A 22,592-nucleotide genomic window follows, 5' to 3' on the forward strand; every position below is an offset into this window, starting at 1 on the left:
TCGATCAAGCAGTTCTCACCCAGTAATTCTCTCCAGTCACACCGAACCGGGAGCAGTTATGTCCGACAGGATCAAGTACGACTTCGGCGGCCTCGCAATGTTGTCCGACCAGATGAAACAGCAGGCCAAGGCGATCAACGACAAGCAGGGCGACATAAAGATTGTCGTGGACAAGCTGCAAGCAGGCTGGGAAGGCGCAGGTTCCGAAGCGTGGAACGACGCACAGCGCCGCTGGGCCCAGGCCTCCGAAGAACTGAACATGGTTCTCGCGCAGATCGCCGGAGCGACGGCAAGCGGTTCCGAGAAGATGCAGGAAGCCGATCGGATCGCCGCGAACGGCTTCGGCCGCTGACGATATTGGTCGCGATGACCCGACTGCCCCGGTACCGACAGGTTGCCGGGGCAGTCGCACATCGATCCGCATATCGATCGCTCACACCTTTGCTGTAGGCAGGGATGGCCGCGCTTTGACCTGGCCGCGCTTTGACCTGGCGGTGGGTAGACCGGTATCGTCTATCGGTGGCGTGCCGTAGGGCTCCGGCAGAAATGCGTGGAGACCGGCGGTTCTCGGGTCTCAACTGGCCGCCGAGGATCGTTTACGCGATACGCACATGGTCAGCAGTGGAATGAATTAAGACGAGGAAGATCTGTGTCTACGTACACCCCGAAGGCCGGAGATGTGACCCACTCGTGGCACGTCATCGACGCCACTGACGTGGTGCTCGGCCGTCTTGCCGTTCAGGCAGCGAACTTGCTGCGTGGCAAGCACAAGCCCACCTACGCGCCGCACATCGACGGTGGCGACTTCGTTGTCATCATCAATGCAGAGAAGGTTGCCATCAGCGGCAACAAGCTCCAGGGCAAGAATGTTTACCACCACTCCGGATTCCCGGGTGGCCTGAAGTCCCGCACTGTCGGTGAGGTCCTCGACAGGACTCCCGATCGTCTCGTCGAGAAGGCCATTGTCGGCATGCTCCCCAAGACGAAGCTCGGCCGCGCAATGAGCAGCAAGCTCAAGGTCTACGCGGGCCCGAATCACCCCCACACCGCGCAGCAACCGGTGCCGTTCGAGATCAAGCAGGTCGCACAGTGACATCGCCGGAAGAGCAGAACGTGTCCGAAGAGAACATCGAAGCAGTGGAAGAGCTTGTTTCCGCTGACGCAGTCGAGGTCGTCGAAGAGGTTGCTGCAGCTACGCTCGCACCGATCGTCCTCGATCGCCCGGTCCAGACCGTCGGTCGCCGCAAGGAGGCTGTCGTTCGCGTCCGGATGGCTCCCGGCACCGGTCAGTTCAAGCTCAACGGCCGCACGTTGGAGGATTACTTCCCCAACAAGGTTCACCAGCAGCTGATCAAGGCTCCGCTGGTGCTCGTCGAGCGTCCCGAGTCTTTCGACATCATTGCACTGCTGCACGGTGGCGGCCCGTCCGGTCAGGCAGGCGCTCTGCGTCTGGCTATCGCACGCGCACTCATCGAGGTAACCCCTGATGATCGTCCGGCTCTCAAGCGTGCAGGCTTCCTGACGCGTGACGCCCGCGCCGTCGAGCGTAAGAAGTACGGCCTGAAGAAGGCCCGTAAGGCATCGCAGTACTCCAAGCGCTGATGCTTTGCCGAGGTTGACCCAACGGGTCTGCTTCGGCACCTGTTCACCACAAGAGCGGGCGTCCATCGTTACCGGACGCCCGCTCTTGTGTTTCTCGAAGAAATTCCATGCTCGAAGTTCCACTTTCGAGGTTCTCAGGATTCAGGAGTCGTTCTATGGGTCGGTTGTTCGGTACTGATGGTGTTCGTGGACTTGCCAATGCGGATCTGACTGCAGATCTTGCGTTGAGATTGGCAGTTGCCGCAGCGAGCGTACTGACAGCTGACACCTCGGATGTACGTCCGACCGCCGTGATCGGTCGCGACCCCCGCGCCAGCGGTGAGATGCTTCAAGCCGCGGTGACGGCCGGGCTGAGTTCCGCGGGCGTCGACGTGCTCGACGTGGGTATTCTTCCGACTCCCGCAGTTGCATACTTGACGGCAAAGCTCGACGCCAGTCTCGGTGTCATGATTTCGGCATCGCATAATCCCATGCCGGACAACGGAATCAAGATCTTTGCAGCCGGCGGACACAAGCTGGACGACTCAGTCGAGGTAGCGATCGAGGACGCACTCGACGGCACCGCGCCGCCCGTCCTTCCGACAGGTGCCGGGATCGGCCGAGTCCGTACGGTCGACGACGCCGCTCAGTTGTACCTGGCGCATCTGGCGAGTGCGGTGAGCGAGCCACTCGCCGGACTCACCGTTGTCGTCGACTGCGCCAACGGCGCTGCTTCCGCGCTCGCACCGGTTGCCTACGCCGCAGCGGGCGCTCGCGTCATCGCGATCAGCGCCGATCCCGACGGCCTCAACATCAACGACGGTTGCGGATCGACACACCTGGAGAATCTCCAGAAAGCTGTGGTCGAACACGGAGCGGATCTAGGGCTCGCGCACGACGGCGACGCCGACCGCTGCTTGGCCGTCGACGAGACCGGCGCGGTGGTGGACGGTGACGCCATCATGGCGGTTCTGGCGATCGCGATGAAGGAGGCCGGAGAGTTGGTCGAGGACACTCTCGTCGCGACCGTCATGAGCAATCTCGGGTTGCACATTGCGATGCGCGAGGCCGGTATCAACATCGTGACGGCTGCCGTAGGTGACCGCTACGTCTTGGAAGAACTGCGCGCGGGCGGGTACAGCCTCGGCGGCGAACAGTCAGGCCATGTCGTGTTGCCGGCGTTCGGCACCACGGGCGATGGGATTCTCACCGGCCTCCGGCTGCTCGGACGCATGGCTCGTACGCGTAATTCAGCATCCGTGCTGGCCGCAACGATGACCACCCTCCCGCAAGTGCTGATCAACGTGAAGGTCGGGGACAAGGCGACGGTCGCAGCGTCGCCGTCGGTGCTCGCAGCTGTCGCGGACGCTGAGCGCGTTCTCGGTGACGGTGGTCGAGTGCTCCTGCGCCCGTCCGGGACAGAGCAACTGGTCCGCGTCATGGTCGAGGCCACCGAACTTCCGCTCGCGCAGAAGTTGGCCAACGAGTTGGCTGAGATCGTCGGTTCGGTGTAGTTCTTCGTCACGCGTTCGCCTTTCGAGGGAACGTAATTGCGCCCGGCTGCGTCCAAGGAGTCAAAGGCCGCTCGACGTGCGAGTGGTTCCGCTGAAACTTGGGGGCGCTCGTGGACGTCGACCGTGCTGGAACAGACGAATTGGCACGTCACGCGGTGTCGGTGGCTCAGGGTCTGCGCGATTCTGCGGAACCGCTCAGGCGTTTGCGATGGGGCGGTGCCGTTTCGGGCCGTGACTACGTCGAGCACGGAGCCGCGTTGGCGTCGGCATTGGCGGTCCTGAATTCTCGCGTGACTGGGCGTGCCGACCTTCTCGATACGCTGGGGTACCGACTTTTCTCCTCGGCTCAGGTGATCGCTGAGGTGGACCGTGAGGGTGCGCAGCGGTTGCGGGACTCTGGCGGGTCAGCCTCGTGATAGCGAACAGCCGTACAGCCCAGCCAGTACAGAACGGTTACTGCTCTTTCGAAGATATTCTTGCACTGCGTGATTCGCTCGTGCGTCCCGACGAGATTCTGGACGCTGGCGCTCGAGGGCTGCAGTTTTTCGACCGATTTCACGACCTGGCCACTCGGTTGGGATTCGAAGAACGGGTTCTCACGTCTTACGAGGATTCGTATCGCGCAGAGGCCGGCATCGATTTCGCGCCCCTGGCGCGAGACGTGTCGGACATGGCTGGGGCGGTGGATGGTTCGGTTGCGGAGATCGCGATGCTGACGGTCCTGGCGGAGAATCTTCCTGCGGTGTGGAATGTTTCTGGCGTCGACGCGTTCGTAGATCAGGTCTTCGCGGCGAGGCAAGAAGCTCGGTCCGATGCGGATTCGGCGCCATTGTTGATCGTGCTGGCCGACGAACTCGCACAGACTGTTCGAAGGGCTCTGGCAGACAAGGCTTTCAAGGTGGCCTGCCTGGACCGGGCGACCATCGGCGGTCTGGGTGCGGGGGAGATCGATCAGCTGGCCCGCGTCGCCTCCAACGGTCGTGCCTCGGCGCCCTGGCTGGACACAGTTTTTCGTTCGGCGTATCTGGAGGCTCGCGACGAATTCGACAGGGCGTGTGCGCAGTGCGCGAGCGCGGTAGGCAATGCTTTTGATGCCGCGACTCAGTGGGTGACAGACGCGTTCCCGTCGACCTTGCCGGTCGCCGAGACGAACGAATCCGGTGCCGCGGCTGCGCCGATCTCTTTCTCGATCGGCGGCAGCACGTGGGGCTTCTCGATTGCGCCCGACGGTCGTGGGGTAAGTCTCGATGTCGCCGGCGCCAACGGGAACTCTGCGTCGGTCACCGTGGAGTTGGACGAAAATGGTTGGCCGAGAATAGTTTTTGATGCCGTTCAGGAGGCGGTCATGCAGGAGACACACCCGCAAGAAAAGTCACAGCCCGCGACACTCCAACCCGATATCCCCCAACCCGAAATTCCCCAGCCCGAGGTGCCGGTTGAAACCACCGCCGAAGTCTCGCCCGCGCCGGGCCCGGAGCCGCCAGTCACAGTCCCTGACGAGTCGATCGCGGTCCCTGAAGGAGAGACGGGTGCGGAGTTGGCCGGAGCCGGTCCGCTGTGAGGTCCGTCCACGCACCGTTCGAAGGGATCCGTCGAACCCTCGATTCTCAACTCGACGACTTCCGTGAGCGCAGAGCGGCCGCGGTGAGCGAGGAATCGCGCCAGGAGCCACCGTCGCGGCGGTCCGAAACGACATCTGCCGAGAACGACACGGATGGGATCGTGAGAGCCGGCCCGTATCTGCGATCCGCGTCCGAGCCGACGAAGCCGGGCCCGCCGACGAAGCCGGGCCCGCCGACGATGCCGAGCCCGCCGTCGGACGCGAGCACGGAGCCCTACTTACGCAACAGCTGGCTGGCCCGCGCGTCGGAGTGAGGTTCGATCGGGAGCAACGGCGCCGTGTGCGGAATCTCGACGTCGGGATCAGCGAAGTCCTTGTACTTCTTGTCGCCCGTCAGATGGAACAACAGGAAACCCGTGAGTAGGCACCGTGTGGCGGACTGTGTCTTGCGCTCGGATCCACCGAGACCCAGGGCGCCGAGGAGTCGTCGGCCTTCGATCAGTCCGGCGTCTTGGCCGTCGTTCACGGTGCGTGCGACGACGGGACCGCCCCACTCCACGCTCAGCGGGCGGGCATTGCTGGTCAAGGAATCGACGTCGTCCTCGCCTGCGAGGATCAATCCGGGCGCTGTGATCTTCGACGCGTAGTTCTCTGCTTTGGGTGCTGTCGGGGCCGGGAACAGCGCGGCTACCGCACCGACATCCCCGCGCTGCGCTGCGGCCAGTACCGCCGCGCCCGCGCCCATGCCGTGACCGGCAAAGGCGACACGATCGGGTTGGACGCTGATCTGGCCGGGGCCGAGTCGTACGCCGACGCAGATGTCGAGCGTCGCTCGAAGATCTGCAGCCAATCCGAGATGTGACGGGACCGGACCGCGTTCGCTGTCGGGCGCCGCTGCGACAATTCCCCAGGAAGCGAGGTGCTGGAGTGTCTGCTCGTACTTGTGGGACCCGACCATCCACCCGTGCGCGAAGGCAACGGCGGGGAGATTGAAACCGGTTTCCGGCGTGTACACGACACCCGGCTGTCCGGCCAGGGCGAGGTTGCCGCGGAGAACTCGATGCGGGCCGCGCTTGGACAGCTCACGGGTCAGTGTCTTCAGTTTCGGTGCCACGGTTGAAGACGTTATCCGATGTGCCGCCTCGTGTATGCGGAGCGGACACTGCAACCAGGTGCGGGAACCGCAAAATGCGCCCACTGCCGATGTCCAAGTACCCTGAGTCACCATGTGCGGAATCGTGGGATACGTCGGCCACCGCCCAGCTCTGGGCGTTGTGGTGGAGGCTTTACGGCGAATGGAGTATCGCGGGTACGACTCGTCGGGAATCGCGATTCTCGACGGAACCGGTGGGGTCGAGATCGAGCGTAAGGCCGGTAAGTTGGCCAACCTCGAGGCGGAGCTCGGCGAGTACGGCGCGGATCACTTCGTCGGTACGTCCGGTATGGGCCATACCCGGTGGGCGACGCACGGGCGTCCGACGGATCGCAATGCACACCCGCATCGTGATGCGTCGGGCAAGCTGGCTGTCGTTCACAACGGAATCATCGAGAACTTTGCCCCGCTGCGAGCGGAGCTCGAGGCTGCAGGCGTCGAACTCCAGAGCGACACGGATTCCGAGGTGGCAGTCCACCTGGTAGCCCGGGCGTACGCGCAGGGGCCGACGGCAGGCGACTTCATCGAGAGTGCCCTGTCGGTAGTTCGCCGGTTGGAAGGTGCGTTCACACTCGTCTTCACGCACGCCGACCACGCGGACACGATCGTCGCCGCCCGTCGCTCGACGCCGCTCGTCGTCGGTGTCGGTGAGGGCGAGATGTTCCTCGGCTCCGACGTCGCCGCGTTCATCGAGCACACGCGCGATGCGGTTGAACTCGGACAGGATCAGGCAGTGGTGATCACTGCCGACAGCTACCGGATCTCGGACTTCGCGGGCAACGAGGCAGAAGGACGCCCGTTCCGCATCGACTGGGATCTCGCGGCCGCCGAAAAGGGTGGTCACGATTACTTCATGCTCAAGGAGATCGAAGAGCAGCCGACTGCGGTTGCCGACACTCTCCTCGGACACTTCGAGAACGGGAAGATCGTCCTCGACGAGCAGCGGTTGTCGGACCAGGAGCTGCGCGACGTCGACAAGGTGTTCGTCGTCGCCTGCGGTAGTGCTTACCATTCTGGTCTGTTGGCGAAGTACGCGATCGAGCATTGGACGCGTCTACCTGTCGAGGTCGAACTCGCCAGCGAATTCCGTTACCGCGACCCGGTTCTCGATCGTTCGACGCTCGTCGTCGCGATCTCGCAGTCGGGGGAGACGGCCGACACACTCGAAGCTGTCAAGCATGCCAAGGATCAGAAGGCACGGGTCCTCGCGATCTGCAACACCAACGGTGCGCAGATCCCTCGCGAGGCCGACGCCGTCCTCTACACCCGGGCAGGACCGGAAATCGCGGTCGCGTCCACCAAGGCGTTCCTTGCGCAGGTGACCGCGAATTACCTCGTCGGTTTGGCTTTGGCACAGGCGCGCGGCACCAAATATCCGGACGAGGTTGCCCGCGAGTACGCCGACCTCGAAGCGATGCCCGCTTTGGTCAGCAAGGTACTCGAGACCGCAGAACCGGTGCGCGCGTTGGCACGCCAGTTCGCGCACGCGTCGACCGTGCTGTTCCTGGGGCGCCACGTCGGCTACCCGGTGGCGCTCGAGGGTGCGCTCAAGCTCAAGGAGCTTGCGTACATGCACGCCGAGGGCTTTGCCGCCGGTGAGCTCAAGCACGGCCCGATCGCCTTGATCGAAGAGGGCCTTCCGGTCATCATCGTCATGCCGTCGCCGCAGGGCCGCGCTGTCCTGCACTCGAAGTTGGTGTCCAACATTCAGGAGATCAAAGCGCGTGGTGCGACGACGATCGTCATCGCGGAGGAAGGCGACACCGTCGCAGCGGCGCATGCGGATCACCTGATCGAGATTCCGGCGTCACCGACTCTGCTGCAGCCGTTGCTGTCCACGGTTCCGTTGCAGATCTTTGCGGCCGAGGTTGCCGCGGCGCGCGGATACGACGTCGACAAGCCGCGTAACCTGGCGAAATCGGTTACGGTCGAGTAGCTTTCGCTAAAAAACGGGCCCCGCAGTCGAAAGACTGTGGGGCCCGGGTGCGTTACTGCGCTTGAACGACGACGGTTCCGCGCATCTCGGGATGAGGTGTGCAGGTGTAGTCGTACGTTCCGGGTTCGGTGAACGTGTAGGTATAGGTTCCCGATTTCTTGAGTGGGCTGCGGAGTTTGCCCTTGGCGTCACCGAGGCCGCTGACGTCATGGGCCATTCCGTTGTCGTCGAACACCCACGTGACGGTGTCACCAACGCTCACGGTGATGGACGCGGGTGAGTACGCCATCCCGGAGATGGTCACCACGGGTCCGCTCGCCGTCGTTTCGGCCGCAGATGGTGTGGTGTCTGTTCTGGAACTGCACCCGACCAGACCGAGGGCGAGGACGAGTCCCGCTATTGCCGGGCGAAGACGTGATTTCATGGTTCCGAGGGTAGCGACGGCAACTGAAGGGTTCCGACATGCGTGGGTACTACACAGCCGATCAGGTGAGAGCAGCGGAGGCGCCGCTGCTCGACAAGCTGCCAGACGGGGTGCTGATGCGTCGAGCGGCCTACGGCCTTGCGCGAGTCGTCGCGGACGAATTACGTTCCCGTACAGGGTCGGTCGCGCATCGGTCGGTGACGCTTCTGGTCGGTACCGGCGACAACGGCGGTGATGCCCTGTGGGCGGGTGCGTTGCTCCGCAAACGAGGTGTGAGCGTGCGGGCCGTGTTGCTCGACCCGGCGCGCGCTCATCGGGCGGGCCTCGACGCTCTTCTGAAGGCCGGTGGCCGAGTCGCCGCCGAAGTCGGGGCGCCAGATCTGGTGATCGACGGGATCGTCGGGATATCCGGGCACGGCGGTCTGCGGCCGAATGCAGCTGAGCTCGTCGGCCAGGTGGATGCGCCGATCGTGGCGGTCGATCTGCCGAGCGGCGTCGACGCGAACACCGGCGCAGTGGACGGCCCCTCGGTAAGCGCTGATGTGACGGTCACATTCGGTGCGCTCAAACCGGTACACATACTCGCGGCTCCGCTGTGTGGTCGTGTCGAACTCGTGGACATCGGATTGAGCGTCGGCGAACCGGAGTTCGGTTCACTCGATCCGGCCGAGGTCGGCGCGCTGTGGCCGGTACCTGGCCCTGAGGATGACAAGTATTCGCAGGGTGTGGTGGGCATCGTTGCGGGAAGTGAGCAGTATCCGGGCGCGGGCGTGCTCTGTACCGGCGCCGCGGTGACCGCGACCTCCGGCCTGGTCCGCTACGCCGGACACGGAGCCGCAGAGGTACTGTCCCGGTCCCCGGAGGTGATCGCCAGTGAGACCTTCGAGTCTGCGGGGCGGGTTCAAGCCTGGGTGGTCGGCCCCGGTATGGGTACCGACGACGCCGCTGCGCGACTTCTCGCGTCGGTACTCGCTACCGATGTACCCGTTGTTGTCGACGCGGACGGACTGACCCTGCTGGCTCAGCGTCCCGAACTTGTCGCAGCACGAACTGCGCCGACACTTGTGACGCCCCACGCCGGCGAGTTCGCACGGTTCACACCACTCGGCGACGACAGAATCGCAGCCACGCGCGCTCTTGCCGAACGACTCGGAGTCACGGTTCTACTGAAGGGCCATACGACGGTGATCTCGGATCCGCGCGGTGAGGTCCTCGTCAACGACGCCGGCGGCTCCTGGGCGTCGACGGCAGGTTCGGGTGACATCCTCTCCGGCGTGATCGGCGCGTTGCTGGCTGCGGGTCTGAGCCCCCTCGAGGCCGGGGCCGTCGGCGCGCGGGCCCACGCGTTGGCTGCGAATATCGCCGCCGCCGGCGATCAGAGCGATGTCGCCGGAGCACCGATTTCGGCGTCACCCCTGCTGGGGGGACTACGCGAGTCGGTGCGTGTGCTCCGCTCTTTTGCCCAGAACTGAGTATGTTCAAACCCGAACACGTGTCCGATCCTGTGTGGGTGGCAGGATTGTCGTCATGACGCTTGCCCAGGGAAGAGCACCGAAGGAGCCTGCGGAGGGGAAGTCGAGCCAGCTCGACACCGCAGTAGGGCCGCAGACTGAGGCAGTCGTCGATCTGGACGCTATCGCGCACAACGTGCGTGTTCTGCGTGAATTTGCCGGGGACGCCGCGTTGATGGCGGTCATCAAGGCGGACGGATACAACCACGGCGCAGTTGCGGTGGCGCGGACGGCGCTCTCGGCCGGAGCCCGGGAACTCGGCGTCACCACCATCGCGGAGGCATTGGTTCTTCGCGAGGCAGGCATCACCGCTCCCGTCCTGGCCTGGCTGCATGGCGTCGACGCCGATTTCTCCTCGGCGATCCGATCCGATGTCGAGATCGGCGTGTCCTCGACGCGACACCTGGCTGCTGTGGTCGACGCGGCACGCGTTCTCGGACTACCGGCGACGGTGACGCTCAAGGTGGACACCGGTCTCAATCGCAACGGCGTATCGAGAACCGAGTGGCCGCAGATGCTCGACGACCTCGCCGCTGCCCGAGACGAGGGCACGATCCGGTTACGTGGAGTGTTTTCGCACCTTGCACACTCCGACGAGCCACATCATGACGTCATCGACATGCAGAAGCAGCGCCTGATCGACGCGGTTGCCGACGTCCGTGCCCACGGATTCGACCCCGAAGTTGTTCACCTTTCAAACTCGGCAGCGACGGTGACCCGCCCTGACCTGCGATTTGACATGGTTCGACCCGGAATCGCGATATATGGATTGTCTCCGGTGCCTGAACTCGGAGATTTCGGTTTACGACCGGCGATGACGCTGCGAGCGAAGGTGATTCTGGTGAAGAAGGTGGCCGCCGGAGAGGGCGTCTCCTACGGGCATCAGTGGGTCGCACCGCACGACACCACTCTTGCGCTGCTGCCCGTCGGCTACGCCGATGGCTTGTCTCGTTCACTGAGCGGCAAGTTCGAAGTGCAGTTGGGCGGTAAGCGTCGCCAGGCGGTCGGACGGATCTGTATGGACCAGGTGCTGGTGGACCTGGGGCCGGACGGTGACGGAGTTCGCGAAGGTGACACCGCGATCTTCTTCGGGAACGGCGATCACGGCGAACCCAACGCGCAGGCCTGGGCCGACGTACTCGACACCATTCACTACGAGGTGGTGACCGGAATACGTGGACGCACTGTGCGTACGTACATCGGGGGAGAGACGTCATGAAGACTGCAGGAAAGATGAGCATTCTCGGTGGCCTGCTCAGCGCTGTGGCGCTCGGGTCGATGGCCGGCGTGAACGCATTCAAGACCGCGACGCGTCCGGGCCGCGAAATCTACGCCGACGAGGACTTCGACCTCATGACGCGCGACCGCAAGAGCACTGTGCGCACCGAGGACGGCGTCGAGCTGGCAGTTCGCGAAGTGGGACCGGACGACGCTCCGCTGACAGTCGTTTTCGTGCACGGATATTGCCTGAGTGCGCTGTCCTGGCATTTCCAGCGCCGCCAGCTCGAAGAGCGATGGGGCAACAAGGTTCGCATGGTGTTCTACGACCAGCGCGGACACGGAGATTCGGGTATGCCGCGCTCGAAGAGTTGTACGGTGTCGCAGCTCGGCCGCGACCTCGCGACCGTCGTCGAGGCCAAGGTACCGAAGGGGCCGATAGTTCTCGTCGGTCACTCGATGGGCGGCATGACGGTACTCGCGCTCGCCGGTCAGCGACCCGAATGGTTCGAGGGCCGAGTCATCGGTGTCGGGCTGGTCGCGACGACTGCGGCAGGACTGGCCGAGACCGGCCTGACCCGCAATCTGCAGAACCCGATCATCGACGGATTCCGGTTGGCAGTGCGCACCTCACCAGGAGTGGTTCAGCACGCTCGGGGCGCTGCGCGAGTACTGATCACGCCGATTTTGCGCGCGGCGTCGTACGGCACCGATGTCAGCCCGCGGCTGCATGAGCTGTCGGACGGCATGCTCGACCGGACCTCGGTTGTGACCATCGTGAATTTCCTGCGGACGTTGGAACTGCACGACGAGTCCGCGTCCTTAGAGGTCCTCGCGCACACACCGGCAGTCGTGATCTGCGGCGATCAAGACATGATGATTCCGTTCATCAGCTCCAAGCGTCTCGCTGCCGATCTCCCCGAATCGGAACTCGTGAGAGTTCACGGGGCCGGCCATCTGGTGCAGCTCGAGTTCCCGGCGATCGTCACGGACGCAATCGACAAGCTGGTGCAGCGTGCACAGGTCGAAGAGCGGTCCGATGTCGGCTGAGAACTCCACCGGACTTCCCGAATCCGGACAGATCACATTGGAAACGGCCGAGGATACCGAGGCTTTCGGCCGACGATTGGCGGCGGGACTTGTTGCCGGCGACCTGGTGGTGCTCGACGGACCGCTCGGGGCAGGCAAGACGGCGCTTACTCGCGGAATCGGAGCGGGCCTCGGGGTGCAGGGGCGGGTGACGTCCCCCACGTTTGTCATCGCGCGTGAGCATCGACCGGGCACCCGTCCCGGCGGCGGCGATCCCGTCGGCATGATTCACGTCGACGCATACCGACTGGGCGACAGCGGACCGCACGCACTCGACGAACTCGATGCTCTCGACCTCGACACAGACCTCACCGATGCAGTGGTGGTGGTCGAATGGGGTGGCGATGTCGTGGAAAGGCTCGTCGAACGGCACCTGCGAGTGCAGCTACATCGTGAACCCGAATCGGATGTGCGGACAGCGAGTTGGTCTTGGACGTCGTGAAACTGAGTTTCGTGTCACCGACGTCGTGAAACGGCGTTTCGTGTCACCGACGTCGTGAAACGGCGTTTCGTGTCACAGCCGTCGTGACCCTCCCGGGCCGGAAGTGGTTCTTCACGTGCGAGTACCCTGAGAAATCGTGCTTGTTCTCGCAATTGACACCTCCACTCCGGCAGTCACTGCCGGAGTCGTCTCCCTGTCGGCTTCGACACCGGACCCAGAGTCACCGGACACAGAGTCACAGAACACAGTGGAGACGCTTGCCGTGCGTGTCACGGTCAATCCTCGTGCGCACGCCGAGGTCTTGACCCCTCACGTCCTCGAATGCCTCGCCGAGGCAGGGCTCACACCGGCCGAGTTGAACGCCGTCGTAGTGGGTGTCGGGCCGGGGCCGTACACAGGCTTGCGTGTCGGCATGGCGACTGGCGCTGCCTTCGGCGATGCTCTCGGTGTACCCGTGTACGGCGTCTGCAGCCTCGATGCCATCGCGGCTGCGGTACCGACCACGGAGAGCTTGCTCGTCGTGACCGACGCGAGGCGTCGCGAGATATATTGGGCGCGCTACGACGGCGGAGTGCGCGTCGAAGGACCGGCTGTGAATTCCGCCGGCGACGTTGATCCTTCGCCTTCGACGCTGATCGCCGGATCCGCTTCGCATGTGGACTTCTTCGATCTTCCCGTCGAACCGGCTGAGACGCCGTCACCGGCCGGGTTGGTGACAGTCGCTGCTCGCGAGATTCTGGCCGGATCGGTTCCGGCCCCGCTAGAGCCGCTGTACCTCCGACGCCCGGACGCGAAGACCCTCGCAGAACGTGGCAAGTGACAGAGCAGATGAAGTACAGCATCGAGCCGATGAACGTCGATGACGCCGAACGATGCGCCGAATTGGAACGCGCCTTGTTCGCGGGCGACGGACCATGGAGCGCGCAAGCCTTCGTCTCGGAGCTTGCGGGTGCACATAATCATTACTTCGTTGCCAGAGAACCCGACGGTCATGTCCTCGGCTACGCCGGAGTTGCTCTGTTGGGGGCGTCGCCGAACATGGAGGCCGAGGTTCACACCATCGGCACGGATCCTTCGGCTCAGCGGGTGGGAATCGGCGGCGCATTGCTCGATGCGCTTCTGACGCTGGCGGATTCACGGCAGTGCCCGGTGTTCCTGGAAGTGCGCACCGACAACGAACCTGCCATCGCGCTGTACCGGCGCGAAGGATTCGAGATCGTCGGAACACGAAAGAAGTACTACCAGCCCAGTGGGGCAGATGCGTACACGATGAGACGGCCCGCCGTGCTCGGTGTCCGCGAAATTGAGGAGCAGCAAGCATGATCGTCATGGGTGTCGAAAGCTCTTGCGACGAAACAGGTGTGGGTATCGTCCGCTGGAACGGTGACGGAACCTGCGAACTGTTGGCCGACGAGGTGGCATCGAGCGTGGATCAGCACGCCAGGTACGGGGGAGTGGTTCCCGAAGTGGCCTCGCGGGCTCACCTCGAGGCGATAGTGCCGACGATGCGCCGTGCCCTTGCTGCCGCCGGTATCGAGAAGCCCGACGCACTAGCCGTCACCATCGGACCCGGCCTGGCCGGCGCGCTGCTGGTCGGTGTCGCCGCCGCGAAAGCCTATGCGGCAGCATGGAACATTCCGTTCTATGCGGTCAATCATCTCGGCGGTCACGTCTCGGTGGACACTCTCGAGCACGGTCCGTTGCCCTCGTGCGTCGCATTGCTGGTCTCCGGTGGTCACACGCACCTGCTTCACGTCGAAGATCTGGGCAAGCCCATTGTCGAACTGGGCACGACCGTCGACGATGCCGCCGGCGAGGCCTTCGACAAGGTGGCCAGGTTGCTCGGACTCGGCTTTCCCGGTGGGCCGGCACTCGATGCTGCTGCGCAAGAGGGAGATCGGAACGCAATCGCCTTCCCTCGCGGCATGACGGGGCCGCGCGATTCGCGGCACGACTTCTCGTTCTCGGGACTCAAGACGTCCGTCGCGCGCTATGTCGAATCGAAAGAGCGCGCAGGCGAGACCTTTTCGATCCCGGACATCGCTGCCTCGTTCCAGGAAGCGGTTGCAGACGTCCTGACGATGAAGGCAGTGCGTGCAGCCGAGGACGTCGGGGTCGACACGTTGGTTCTCGGCGGCGGCGCCACGGCCAATTCGCGTATCCGCTCACTCGCTGAGCAGCGCTGCGCCGAAGCGGGCATCACGTTGCGCATTCCGAAACCTCGACTGTGCACGGACAACGGTGTGATGATCGCTTCGTTGGCCGCCCACCTGATCGGAAACGGCGCAGGCCCTTCGGAATTGAGTGTTGCGACGGACCCGGGGCTGTCGGTCTCAGTCAGCCAGTTGATGCGCTGAGAATCAGCCGACGGGGGCCGGTTCCCGATCCGGTGTGATCGCGGGACCGTTTTCGGGCATCGACGTATTCGGTTCACTGGGCTTCGTCGTCGGATCACCACCGCCGGGGGTAGTGATTTCGGTCTCGGTGGAACCGGATCCAGGATTTTCCGGCGTCGTCGGGTTCTCGCCGCCGCTCTCACCCGGGCCGAGACCGCTGCCGGGGTTTGCCTCGGTCGGATCGATCGGGGGCGTCGCCTCGGTGTCCGGAAGCGTCGGCCACCACGCCGGTGGATCGGGCAGCGTGATTCCGGGGATGGTCGGCCAATTCGGAGTGGTCGTTGTCGTGGTCGGCGGCGTAGTTGTCGTCGAGGTGTCCGGGATCGGTGCAGGCGGAAGTGTGTACTGATGCGTTGTGTACGAGTGCGTGTCGTACGGCTGTGAGTCGAACGGGGTTGTGGGATAACCGTACTGAGGGTAAGTGCTGCCTGCTACCGAAGGCAGAGGATCGTGAGACGGAATGATCGTCGATCCGGTGCTCGGTGTCGCTTCGGGGCTCACCGTCGTCGTGGTCGACCCGGTTCCGACGGGCGAGACCGCGGTGTCGTCGGTCGGCACCAATTCCTTTGCGCCGTAGCCAAGTACCAGTCCGCCGACCACGAGCGCACCGATCAAAGCTCCCGAGACCTTGGCGGTGGATCCGGAGCGCTGGTCACTTCCGGAGCCCAGCAGCGGGAAACGAATTGCGGTGATCGAATCTGCCAGGAGTGCAGCACCTTTGGTTGCCGCAGTCTCGGGCTCGACGATCTCGACCAGGGGGACATCGACGGCAGCGGCGACGGCGGACCGCACGGCTGGAATGTGTGCGCCACCGCCGATGAGTACGACGGCACCGACGGGCCGCGGTGAGCCGTTCACGACTTCACGGATGAAGGTGACGGCGCGCTCGATATCCGGGGCGATGATGGCCTCGAACTCGTCGCGCGTGATCGCCATCGCGTCGACCGGAAGGTCGATGGTCACCTTGGTGGCCGTGGACAGTTGCTCTTTGGCGACATGGCACCGGGCGGCAAGAAGTTCTGCGTCGGTATACCGGCGCAAGTGCCCTGGCGCCTTCTCCGTCACGAAGTCGACCAATGCCCGGTCGATTCCGGCCCCCGCGAGGGCGTCGATACGGTCAGAGTGCAGAACTTCACCGGTGTGGTCGACCACGGACACGGTCAGGCCCTGATCCCCGACGTCCACCTGAGCTGTCGCGTCGTACCGCTCAGTCTTCCCGGTCTCGGCAAGGTAAGCGTGTACGGCGGCAGGTTCGGGGATGGCACGGACCTGCTTCGGCGAGCGGGAGAGCGATGACCTGATACTCGCGAGTTGATCGTCCGTGCGATAGCTGACACCGATCGAGCGCGGCGCCGCAGATCCGTCCGTTACCTGCGTCGTCATCAGCTTGATGGAAGCGCGGACGAGGTCGCCGACATTGGAATTGGCCTGATCGGCCGAGACGAATCGGGTCTCGGCAGGCACGGCTCCTGGCGCGTTTGTGCTGGTATCGGTGTCGACGAGGGCTGAATAGACACCGGAAGATCCAGTGGAAATTCCCAGTGAACAACTCATCGCGCACCTCCTCGCAGTCAATACCGGTCAATGTTCAATCGACCGCCGTTATATGAACGTTACAGAAGGTTCGTGAGGATTGCTCAGTGCTTTTCGTCTCCGTGACGCCCTTTTCGGACCGAAAGGGTGGTTTTACCTGCGAAATTGTCGATCATTGATTCATGCGGAAAAAAGGCGATTCTCCCCACATCGACCGGAAACGACGACGCGCGCTGATCCGTGGTGCAGTGCTTCGACCCACGCTGACGGTGATCGCCTTCGGATGCGCATATTTCTTTCTGCCGTGGATCGATGTACATACCGCGAGTGCAATCGTCCTCTTGATCGGTGGAGGCGCCGCGGTACTTGCCGTGACCACCTGGCAGGTGTGGCGAATTCTGCGTTCCGATGTGCCTTCTCTGCAGGCCGTGGAAGCTGTGGCGGTAGTGATGCCGACGTACTTGTTGTTGGTATCCATCACCTATTTTTCGGTCGAGCATGCAAGCCCCGGCAGTTTTACCGAACCGCTGTCGCGTATGGCGGCGCTGTACTTTTCGTTGTCCGTCTTCTCGACAGTCGGATTCGGCGACATCGCCGCGCAGACGGACCTTGCCAGGGGGCTCGTGAGCCTTCAGATCGTCTGCAATCTGGTGTTGATCGGATTCGGTGTTCGATTCGTCGTTGCCGCAGTGTCGTGGGCGAAAGCGCACCGCTCGCCTTCGAGCGGACCTGAAATCACCTAGGACACTGCGGCAATCGGAGTCATCGTCCGGTGTGAACCAACAATTCGACGTTCTGGTCGACGCCGGTACCCGTCAGCTTCGGGTCGCGGTGGATGTCGTTGAACGACAGTTCGCGGTACAGCGAGGCGAGTCCGGCTGCCGACTTGTCGCTGTAGTCGACGGAATTGGGGCTCTCCGCTTCGAAGAGCGTCGCAAGCAACGACACCGTTCCGTCGTGGTTGTCCGCGATCTCGATGATGCGCCCGAGTTGCGGGTAGTCGATGTGAGAGGCGGTGTTGATCTCCCAGAAGCCCTGCTCGGGGGTCGCGCCGGGCCACGGGGTGATCTTGTTCTCGTGGGTGTGTCCGTTGACCCAGGCAAGTACGTTCGGGAAACGATGCAGCAAGTCGAGAAGCTGTGAACCGCGCAGGCGTGGCTCGAGGACGTTCTCGGGGTCGGGAATGAGATTGTCCATCGTGTCGCTCGTGTGATGACTGAACAGCACGAAATACGTGTCACTTCGCGACTCGGTGACGCGAGAGCCCGCGGCGTCGTAGTAGGTGCTGCTGCCGGCGCGCAGGGTGTTCTCGATCCACTGGAACTGAGCGGCGCCCAGCGAACCGTCGACAAGGCCCGCGCGGTTGGTGGAGTCCATGCTGATGCCGACGACGCCCGGTGCGATTTGGAACGAGTAGTAACCGATCCCGGTTTCGCCGGCGTCGGGGGCGAAACCGTGTCCGACGGGGCCGGGACCGGTGTGCGCGGGATCAAGATGTGCGGCGATGAACTGCCGGGGTGTGAACGGTGCGCGCGACGGGTCGGGGGTGACCTGGCGCGGCGGCGTCGTGAAGGCGGAAAGGATTCCGGGAATCGCACTGGGATCGAACTTGGTGGCGATGTCAATCTGCTTGGCCTGCTCCGGTGAACCGGGCACCTCGAATTTGAGAGAGCCTGTGTACATCGCTTCGAGCGGCGGGATGCCGCTGGGCACCGTGCCGGACACCGAATCGTCGTGATTGCCGAACACGCAATACCAAGGGGTGTTCAGGCCGGGGCTCGACACGGGAGTGAAAGCGGCACCGAAGAAATCGGGGATCTCGGGAAAACCGGCCTTCTTGTACATGTCGAGCATCGGTGACTCGGGGTTCCAGTAGAGATCGGCACCCGAGTTCTGCACACCCTCGTAGCGATCCTTGGCGCCGGTGTTGGCAACGACGGTTCCACCATTGAGGGAGGTGAGGAACCAGTCGAGTTCGGCGAATTCCTTGTTGTCCGTGTTGTCGCCGGTGGTGACAACGGCATCGAAGGGTCGCGACGTGTGCGGGCCACTGCCGATCGAATTGACTCGTCGGACAAGTGAAATCAGCCCGTGCGCCGTCAGAGTCTCCTGTGGGCGGAACGCCGAGCCGGTGATCTGGTGTACGTACTCGAATCGCATGGGGGACTGGGCGTCGACGATGTGGACGTCGGTCAGCTGCACGAGCGAGGCGAGTGCGGTGCGGCGATCCTCGCGTCCTGACTTCGGCTCGGCCAACTCGCTGCGCACGATGTTCGCCCAACCCGGCCCGGCGGTGAGCTTGGTGTAGCCGCTGCTGCTGACGGGGGTGGACACGGACTCGAGAGTGGTGCCAGGACCTGACGTCGGAATGGTCGACGCGCCTGCATATTGCAGGCCCCACGGCTTGCCAAGGCTGACCGCGCCGACGGCGCCGAGTCCGGCGAAGGTCAGAAAACTACGGCGATTGATGTTCGTCACGAAGTGAACAATAGGTGAACGTGGTGGACGGCTGTCCTGTTTCGCTCAGGACGAAGAGAAAAATGCGCCCAGTCCTTGAGGGTTGGCACTCTCACGTATAGAGTGCCAATTGGCGCTGATCGAGTTCCGGCACCCGCGACGACGGGACTGCAGTGACGCGCCGTAAACGGCATACCCAAACAGCTGTCCGAGGATCGCCTCGGACGCACATACCCCAAAGTGGAGGGCTCATCGTGGCGAGCGTCAACATCAAGCCGCTCGAGGACAAGATCCTCGTCCAGGCCAACGAGGCTGAAACGACGACGGCTTCCGGCCTGGTCATTCCTGACACAGCCAAGGAAAAGCCCCAGGAGGGCACCGTCGTTGCAGTCGGCGAAGGCCGCGTCAACGAGCAGGGCAACCGCATCCCGGTCGACGTCAAGGAGGGTGACACGGTCATCTACTCCAAGTACGGCGGAACCGAGATCAAGTACGCCGGCCAGGAATACCTGATCCTGTCGGCACGCGACGTGCTGGCTGTCGTCTCCAAGTAAGACACACGTGATCCGCCCCGGAGTCCACACAGGATCCCGGGGCGGAATGCGTTCACGCCCCGAAGATTCAGGAGCTGACAGAACAGATGTCCAAGCAAATTGCGTTCAACGAGACCGCACGCCGCGCTCTCGAAGCCGGAGTCGACAAGCTTGCCGACGCCGTCAAGGTGACCTTGGGCCCGCGTGGACGCCACGTCGTGCTCGCCAAGGCATTCGGCGGCCCCACCGTCACCAACGACGGTGTGAGCATCGCCCGTGAGATCGAGCTCGAAGATCCCTTCGAGAACCTCGGCGCACAGCTCGTCAAGAGCGTCGCCACCAAGACCAACGATGTTGCCGGCGACGGCACCACCACCGCGACCGTCCTGGCCCAGGCCATCGTTCGCGGCGGACTCAAGAACATCGCAGCGGGCGCAAACCCGATGGCGCTCGGCGTCGGCATCAACGCCGCAGCCGACAAGGTCGTCGAGGAACTGCTCGCCGCAGCCACCCCCGTCGAGGGTGAGAAGTCGATCGCTCAGGTCGCCACTGTCTCCTCGCGTGACGAAGAGATCGGCAAGCTCGTCGGCGAGGCACTCACCCGTGTCGGAACCGACGGCGTCGTGACGGTCGAGGAATCCTCCACCGTTGCAACCGAACTCGTTGTCACCGAAGGCGTTCAGTTCGACAAGGGCTACCTCTCGCCCTACTTCGTCACCGACATCGATGCGCAGAAGGCCGTCTACGAAGACGCGCTGATCCTGCTCTTCCGCGAGAAGATCAGCTCACTTCCCGATTTCCTGCCGCTGCTCGAGAAGGTTGCCGAATCCGGCAAGCCGCTCTTGATCATCGCCGAGGACATCGAGGGTGAAGTTCTCTCCACCCTGGTGGTCAACTCCATCCGCAAGACCATCAAGGCCGTCGCCGTCAAGGCGCCGTTCTTCGGTGATCGTCGCAAGGCATTCCTCGACGACCTCGCAGTCGTCACGGCAGGCACCGTCATCAACACCGACGTCGGTCTCTCCCTCAAGGAAGCCGGCCTCGAATTGCTCGGTAGCGCTCGCCGCGTTGTCGTCACCAAGGACGAGACGGTCATCGTCGACGGTGCAGGCACCGCTGACGACATCGCGACCCGCGTTGCGCAGTTGCGTCGCGAGATCGAGAACACCGATTCGGATTGGGACCGCGAGAAGCTCGAAGAGCGTCTGGCGAAGCTGTCCGGTGGCGTGGCCGTCATCAAGGTCGGCGCAGCCACCGAAACCGATCTGAAGGAACGCAAGTTCCGCGTCGAGGATGCGGTCAACGCAGCCAAGGCAGCGGTTGCCGAAGGCATCGTCCCCGGTGGCGGATCGGCTCTCGTTCAGGCCGGTACAGCTCTGATCGGGAACCTCGGTCTGTCGGGCGACGAGGCCACCGGCGTAGCCGTGGTCCGTGAAGCCCTCAACGCTCCGTTGTTCTGGATCTCCAGCAACGCAGGCATCGACGGTTCCGTCGTTGTCAGCAAGGTCGCCGAGATGACCAAGGGCGAAGGCTTCAACGCCGCCACCCTCACCTACGGCAACCTGCTTGCCGACGGCGTCGTCGACCCGGTCAAGGTCACTCGCTCGGCAGTGGTCAACGCCGCTTCCGTCGCGCGCATGATCCTCACCACCGAGAGTGCCGTCGTCGAGAAGCCGACCGAGGAAGTTGCCGGCACCGGACACGGTCACAGCCACTGACTCGCTGCTCGTAGTTTCGACAAAGAAGAGATCCCCCACCGGATTCCGGTGGGGGATCTCTTCGTTCGTCTGGTGATCAGATGAGCGGGATCGTCGCGAACGGCTCGCTGGTCGGCTGCTGCGATCCGCCGGGAGGTTCGATCGTGAACGCTAACTTCGTGTTCGGGCCGATGCCGTCGAGCACCACCTGGGTAGTGGGTTTGACGTCGCCCGGAGCCATCGTCCCCATCGGGATCATCGTGGTGCTGTCGGTGTCGCCCGGCACCAGCCACATCTGGTAGACGGTATCCGGGCTCGGGGGAGTCACATCGTTCATCACGAGAACTGCCGCGTCTTCGGAGGGGGAGAACAGCGTCGTCGCACTACCGCCGCCCGGGATCTCACGCGTGGTGGCATGAACGTCAGGTGCTGCCATGATTTCGGACGCGGAGTTCTGCGGCGGTGTGTTGTCGGACAGCGTGCGTCCGATTCCGATGCCGCCGACCAGGATTGCGACTGCGGCGGCCGCGGCAAGCGCCATGGTCCACGGGCGTCGACGGTTACGGCGCTCGGCCAGCGAGATCGGGGCGTCGGCAGCAGCGGTCTGTTCCGAGATCGAGGCGAGGACGCTGCTGCGCAGTGACGGCGGGGGCTCGACGGCGTCGACGACGGTCATCGCAGCCATGGTTTCGGCGGTGAGTCGGACCTGGGCGCCGAATTCGGCTCGGGTCGCGGAGTCTGAAGCGGCAAGTCGTCTGTCGACCTCACGGCGCTCGTCGAGGTCCAACGCATCGATCGCGTAGGCGTACGCGTAGTCGATCAGCTCTTCGTCCATCTCACATCACCCCCAAACATCCACGTAGGCGCAGTAGTCCGTCGCGAATTCGCGACTTGATCGTGGGAATCGCCACGCCGAGATCTTCGGCCACCTCGCGGTACGTTCGGCCGCCGTAGTAGGCGAGAGTCACCGATTGGCGCTGAGTGTCCGTCAGTGTCTCGAGACAGTCGGTGACAGCACGATGCTCGTCTCTTCGTGTCACTTCGTCGCTGACGACGTCGAACTCGGGAGTCGCATTGGTGGTGTCGTAGAGAGCCTGTCGATCCGAACTCGACTGTTCGGAGCGGACGCGGTCCACCGCGCGGCGGTGAGCGAGCGTCAGGAGCCAGGCGAGTGCGGACCCCTTGGCCGGATCGAAACTGTCGGCTGATTTCCAGGCTTGGAGGTAGACCTCTTGGACTGCTTCCTCGGAGAAGCCTGGATCACGGAGTACACGCAGAACCATGCCGTAGACGCGGGAGCTGGTTCGGTCGTAGAACTCGGCGAAGGCGCCCTGGTCGCCGCCGGCAACATTCGCGAGGATCACGGCCAGCTCGCGTGATTCCACGATTCGCGCGGTGCGGGCCGCAGAATTGTCCGTCGGGCATGCGCCGGCCGCATCCGACGCATGGTCTGGCTCGCTCACGAAGAGTTGTCTCGCTTCATCGCGTACAACCGTAGCGTGCATGTCCGGTTCTTTTCTCTAGGCCCGCCGTTGGCCGCTGTGCGC

General features: G+C 63.7%; 24 protein-coding genes. 17 read left to right on the forward strand and 7 right to left on the reverse strand.

The genetic code is table 11. The annotated features are described in order from the left end of the window. Window positions 1-58: 58 nt before the first annotated feature. The 6 genes from R4P65_RS02095 to R4P65_RS02120 all read left to right on the forward strand — a co-directional run bounded on the left by R4P65_RS02095 (window position 59) and on the right by R4P65_RS02120 (window position 4,656). Complete coding sequence (locus tag R4P65_RS02095; protein WP_317825264.1) at window positions 59-352, forward strand: WXG100 family type VII secretion target; 294 nt, start codon at window positions 59-61, stop codon at window positions 350-352. Window positions 353-649: 297 nt separating this feature from the next. Further along, window positions 650-1,093, forward strand: coding sequence for a 50S ribosomal protein L13 (gene rplM / locus R4P65_RS02100; protein WP_019747566.1), 444 nt, complete (start codon window positions 650-652; stop codon window positions 1,091-1,093). Next, a complete protein-coding gene (gene rpsI / locus R4P65_RS02105; protein ID WP_230812265.1) occupies window positions 1,090-1,602 on the forward strand; it encodes a 30S ribosomal protein S9 in 513 nt (170 codons plus the stop codon). Before rplM ends, rpsI begins: the two co-directional genes overlap by 4 nt. A gap of 155 nt (window positions 1,603-1,757) precedes the next feature. After that, window positions 1,758-3,095 carry a phosphoglucosamine mutase gene (gene glmM / locus R4P65_RS02110; RefSeq protein WP_317825265.1) on the forward strand — a complete coding sequence of 446 codons (1,338 nt, stop codon included), beginning with the start codon at window positions 1,758-1,760 and terminating at the stop codon, window positions 3,093-3,095. Between the two features lie 110 nt (window positions 3,096-3,205). After that, entirely contained in the window at window positions 3,206-3,511 is a 306-nt protein-coding gene (locus tag R4P65_RS02115) for a hypothetical protein (protein ID WP_230812267.1), read from the forward strand. Then, window positions 3,508-4,656 (forward strand): hypothetical protein, encoded by a 1,149-nt coding sequence (locus R4P65_RS02120; RefSeq protein WP_317825266.1) that lies wholly within the window; start codon window positions 3,508-3,510, stop codon window positions 4,654-4,656. Before R4P65_RS02115 ends, R4P65_RS02120 begins: the two co-directional genes overlap by 4 nt. A 46-nt stretch (window positions 4,657-4,702) precedes the next feature. On the opposite strand, the gene R4P65_RS02125 is transcribed toward R4P65_RS02120, so the two are convergent. Then, window positions 4,703-4,924: a hypothetical protein gene (locus tag R4P65_RS02125; RefSeq protein WP_317825267.1), complete on the reverse strand. Its 222-nt coding sequence runs from the start codon at window positions 4,922-4,924 to the stop codon at window positions 4,703-4,705. Window positions 4,925-4,930: 6 nt separating this feature from the next. Next, entirely contained in the window at window positions 4,931-5,770 is an 840-nt protein-coding gene (locus tag R4P65_RS02130; protein WP_230812270.1) for a chlorophyllase/cutinase-like alpha/beta fold protein, read from the reverse strand. Window positions 5,771-5,882: 112 nt separating this feature from the next. Between R4P65_RS02130 and glmS the strand changes: the two genes are divergently transcribed. Beyond that, on the forward strand, window positions 5,883-7,745 hold the full coding sequence (glmS, locus tag R4P65_RS02135; protein ID WP_235171742.1) for a glutamine--fructose-6-phosphate transaminase (isomerizing): 1,863 nt from the start codon (window positions 5,883-5,885) through the stop codon (window positions 7,743-7,745). Window positions 7,746-7,797: 52 nt separating this feature from the next. Here the strand turns inward: glmS and R4P65_RS02140 are convergent, their stop codons facing one another. After that, window positions 7,798-8,169 (reverse strand): cupredoxin family copper-binding protein, encoded by a 372-nt coding sequence (locus tag R4P65_RS02140; RefSeq protein ID WP_317825268.1) that lies wholly within the window; start codon window positions 8,167-8,169, stop codon window positions 7,798-7,800. Between the two features lie 38 nt (window positions 8,170-8,207). Here R4P65_RS02140 and R4P65_RS02145 point away from each other — a divergent pair, with 38 nt between their 5' ends. The 7 genes from R4P65_RS02145 to tsaD all read left to right on the forward strand — a co-directional run bounded on the left by R4P65_RS02145 (window position 8,208) and on the right by tsaD (window position 14,786). Beyond that, entirely contained in the window at window positions 8,208-9,641 is a 1,434-nt protein-coding gene (locus tag R4P65_RS02145) for an NAD(P)H-hydrate dehydratase (protein ID WP_317825269.1), read from the forward strand. Between the two features lie 55 nt (window positions 9,642-9,696). Then, window positions 9,697-10,899 carry an alanine racemase gene (gene alr / locus R4P65_RS02150; RefSeq protein WP_317825270.1) on the forward strand — a complete coding sequence of 401 codons (1,203 nt, stop codon included), beginning with the start codon at window positions 9,697-9,699 and terminating at the stop codon, window positions 10,897-10,899. Continuing rightward, complete coding sequence (locus tag R4P65_RS02155) at window positions 10,896-11,948, forward strand: alpha/beta fold hydrolase (protein ID WP_003940782.1); 1,053 nt, start codon at window positions 10,896-10,898, stop codon at window positions 11,946-11,948. Before alr ends, R4P65_RS02155 begins: the two co-directional genes overlap by 4 nt. Next, on the forward strand, window positions 11,938-12,429 hold the full coding sequence (gene tsaE / locus R4P65_RS02160) for a tRNA (adenosine(37)-N6)-threonylcarbamoyltransferase complex ATPase subunit type 1 TsaE (protein WP_317825271.1): 492 nt from the start codon (window positions 11,938-11,940) through the stop codon (window positions 12,427-12,429). Before R4P65_RS02155 ends, tsaE begins: the two co-directional genes overlap by 11 nt. Before the next feature lie 136 nt (window positions 12,430-12,565). Then, on the forward strand, window positions 12,566-13,249 hold the full coding sequence (gene tsaB / locus R4P65_RS02165; protein WP_317825272.1) for a tRNA (adenosine(37)-N6)-threonylcarbamoyltransferase complex dimerization subunit type 1 TsaB: 684 nt from the start codon (window positions 12,566-12,568) through the stop codon (window positions 13,247-13,249). Window positions 13,250-13,257: 8 nt separating this feature from the next. Further along, a complete protein-coding gene (rimI, locus tag R4P65_RS02170; RefSeq protein ID WP_230813198.1) occupies window positions 13,258-13,752 on the forward strand; it encodes a ribosomal protein S18-alanine N-acetyltransferase in 495 nt (164 codons plus the stop codon). After that, window positions 13,749-14,786 carry a tRNA (adenosine(37)-N6)-threonylcarbamoyltransferase complex transferase subunit TsaD gene (gene tsaD / locus R4P65_RS02175; protein WP_230812278.1) on the forward strand — a complete coding sequence of 346 codons (1,038 nt, stop codon included), beginning with the start codon at window positions 13,749-13,751 and terminating at the stop codon, window positions 14,784-14,786. The genes rimI and tsaD overlap by 4 nt, the downstream gene beginning before the upstream one ends. Before the next feature lie 3 nt (window positions 14,787-14,789). Here the strand turns inward: tsaD and R4P65_RS02180 are convergent, their stop codons facing one another. After that, window positions 14,790-16,379 carry an Hsp70 family protein gene (locus tag R4P65_RS02180; protein ID WP_317825273.1) on the reverse strand — a complete coding sequence of 530 codons (1,590 nt, stop codon included), beginning with the start codon at window positions 16,377-16,379 and terminating at the stop codon, window positions 14,790-14,792. Between the two features lie 161 nt (window positions 16,380-16,540). Here R4P65_RS02180 and R4P65_RS02185 point away from each other — a divergent pair, with 161 nt between their 5' ends. Then, window positions 16,541-17,101, forward strand: a complete 561-nt coding sequence (locus R4P65_RS02185; protein ID WP_317825274.1) for a potassium channel family protein — start codon at window positions 16,541-16,543, stop codon at window positions 17,099-17,101. A 19-nt stretch (window positions 17,102-17,120) separates the two neighbouring features. Here the strand turns inward: R4P65_RS02185 and R4P65_RS02190 are convergent, their stop codons facing one another. After that, the gene (locus R4P65_RS02190; RefSeq protein ID WP_317825275.1) at window positions 17,121-18,836 is read right to left on the reverse strand and encodes a TIGR03767 family metallophosphoesterase; all 1,716 of its coding nucleotides are present in this window, start codon (window positions 18,834-18,836) and stop codon (window positions 17,121-17,123) included. Between the two features lie 233 nt (window positions 18,837-19,069). On the opposite strand from R4P65_RS02190, the gene groES reads away from it, so the two are divergent. After that, the gene (gene groES, locus R4P65_RS02195) at window positions 19,070-19,369 is read left to right on the forward strand and encodes a co-chaperone GroES (RefSeq protein ID WP_003940763.1); all 300 of its coding nucleotides are present in this window, start codon (window positions 19,070-19,072) and stop codon (window positions 19,367-19,369) included. 86 nt (window positions 19,370-19,455) lie between these two features. After that, window positions 19,456-21,066 carry a chaperonin GroEL gene (gene groL, locus R4P65_RS02200; protein ID WP_317825276.1) on the forward strand — a complete coding sequence of 537 codons (1,611 nt, stop codon included), beginning with the start codon at window positions 19,456-19,458 and terminating at the stop codon, window positions 21,064-21,066. A 76-nt stretch (window positions 21,067-21,142) separates the two neighbouring features. On the opposite strand, the gene R4P65_RS02205 is transcribed toward groL, so the two are convergent. Together R4P65_RS02205 and R4P65_RS02210 are read right to left on the reverse strand one after the other, a co-directional pair. Then, on the reverse strand, window positions 21,143-21,880 hold the full coding sequence (locus tag R4P65_RS02205; RefSeq protein ID WP_317825277.1) for an anti-sigma factor: 738 nt from the start codon (window positions 21,878-21,880) through the stop codon (window positions 21,143-21,145). Window position 21,881: 1 nt separating this feature from the next. Next, a complete protein-coding gene (locus R4P65_RS02210; RefSeq protein WP_317825278.1) occupies window positions 21,882-22,550 on the reverse strand; it encodes a sigma-70 family RNA polymerase sigma factor in 669 nt (222 codons plus the stop codon). Window positions 22,551-22,592 lie beyond the last annotated feature (42 nt).

Origin of the sequence: Rhodococcus sp. IEGM 1318, assembly GCF_033142465.1 — a bacterium.
Taxonomy (GTDB): domain Bacteria; phylum Actinomycetota; class Actinomycetes; order Mycobacteriales; family Mycobacteriaceae; genus Rhodococcus_F; species Rhodococcus_F qingshengii_B.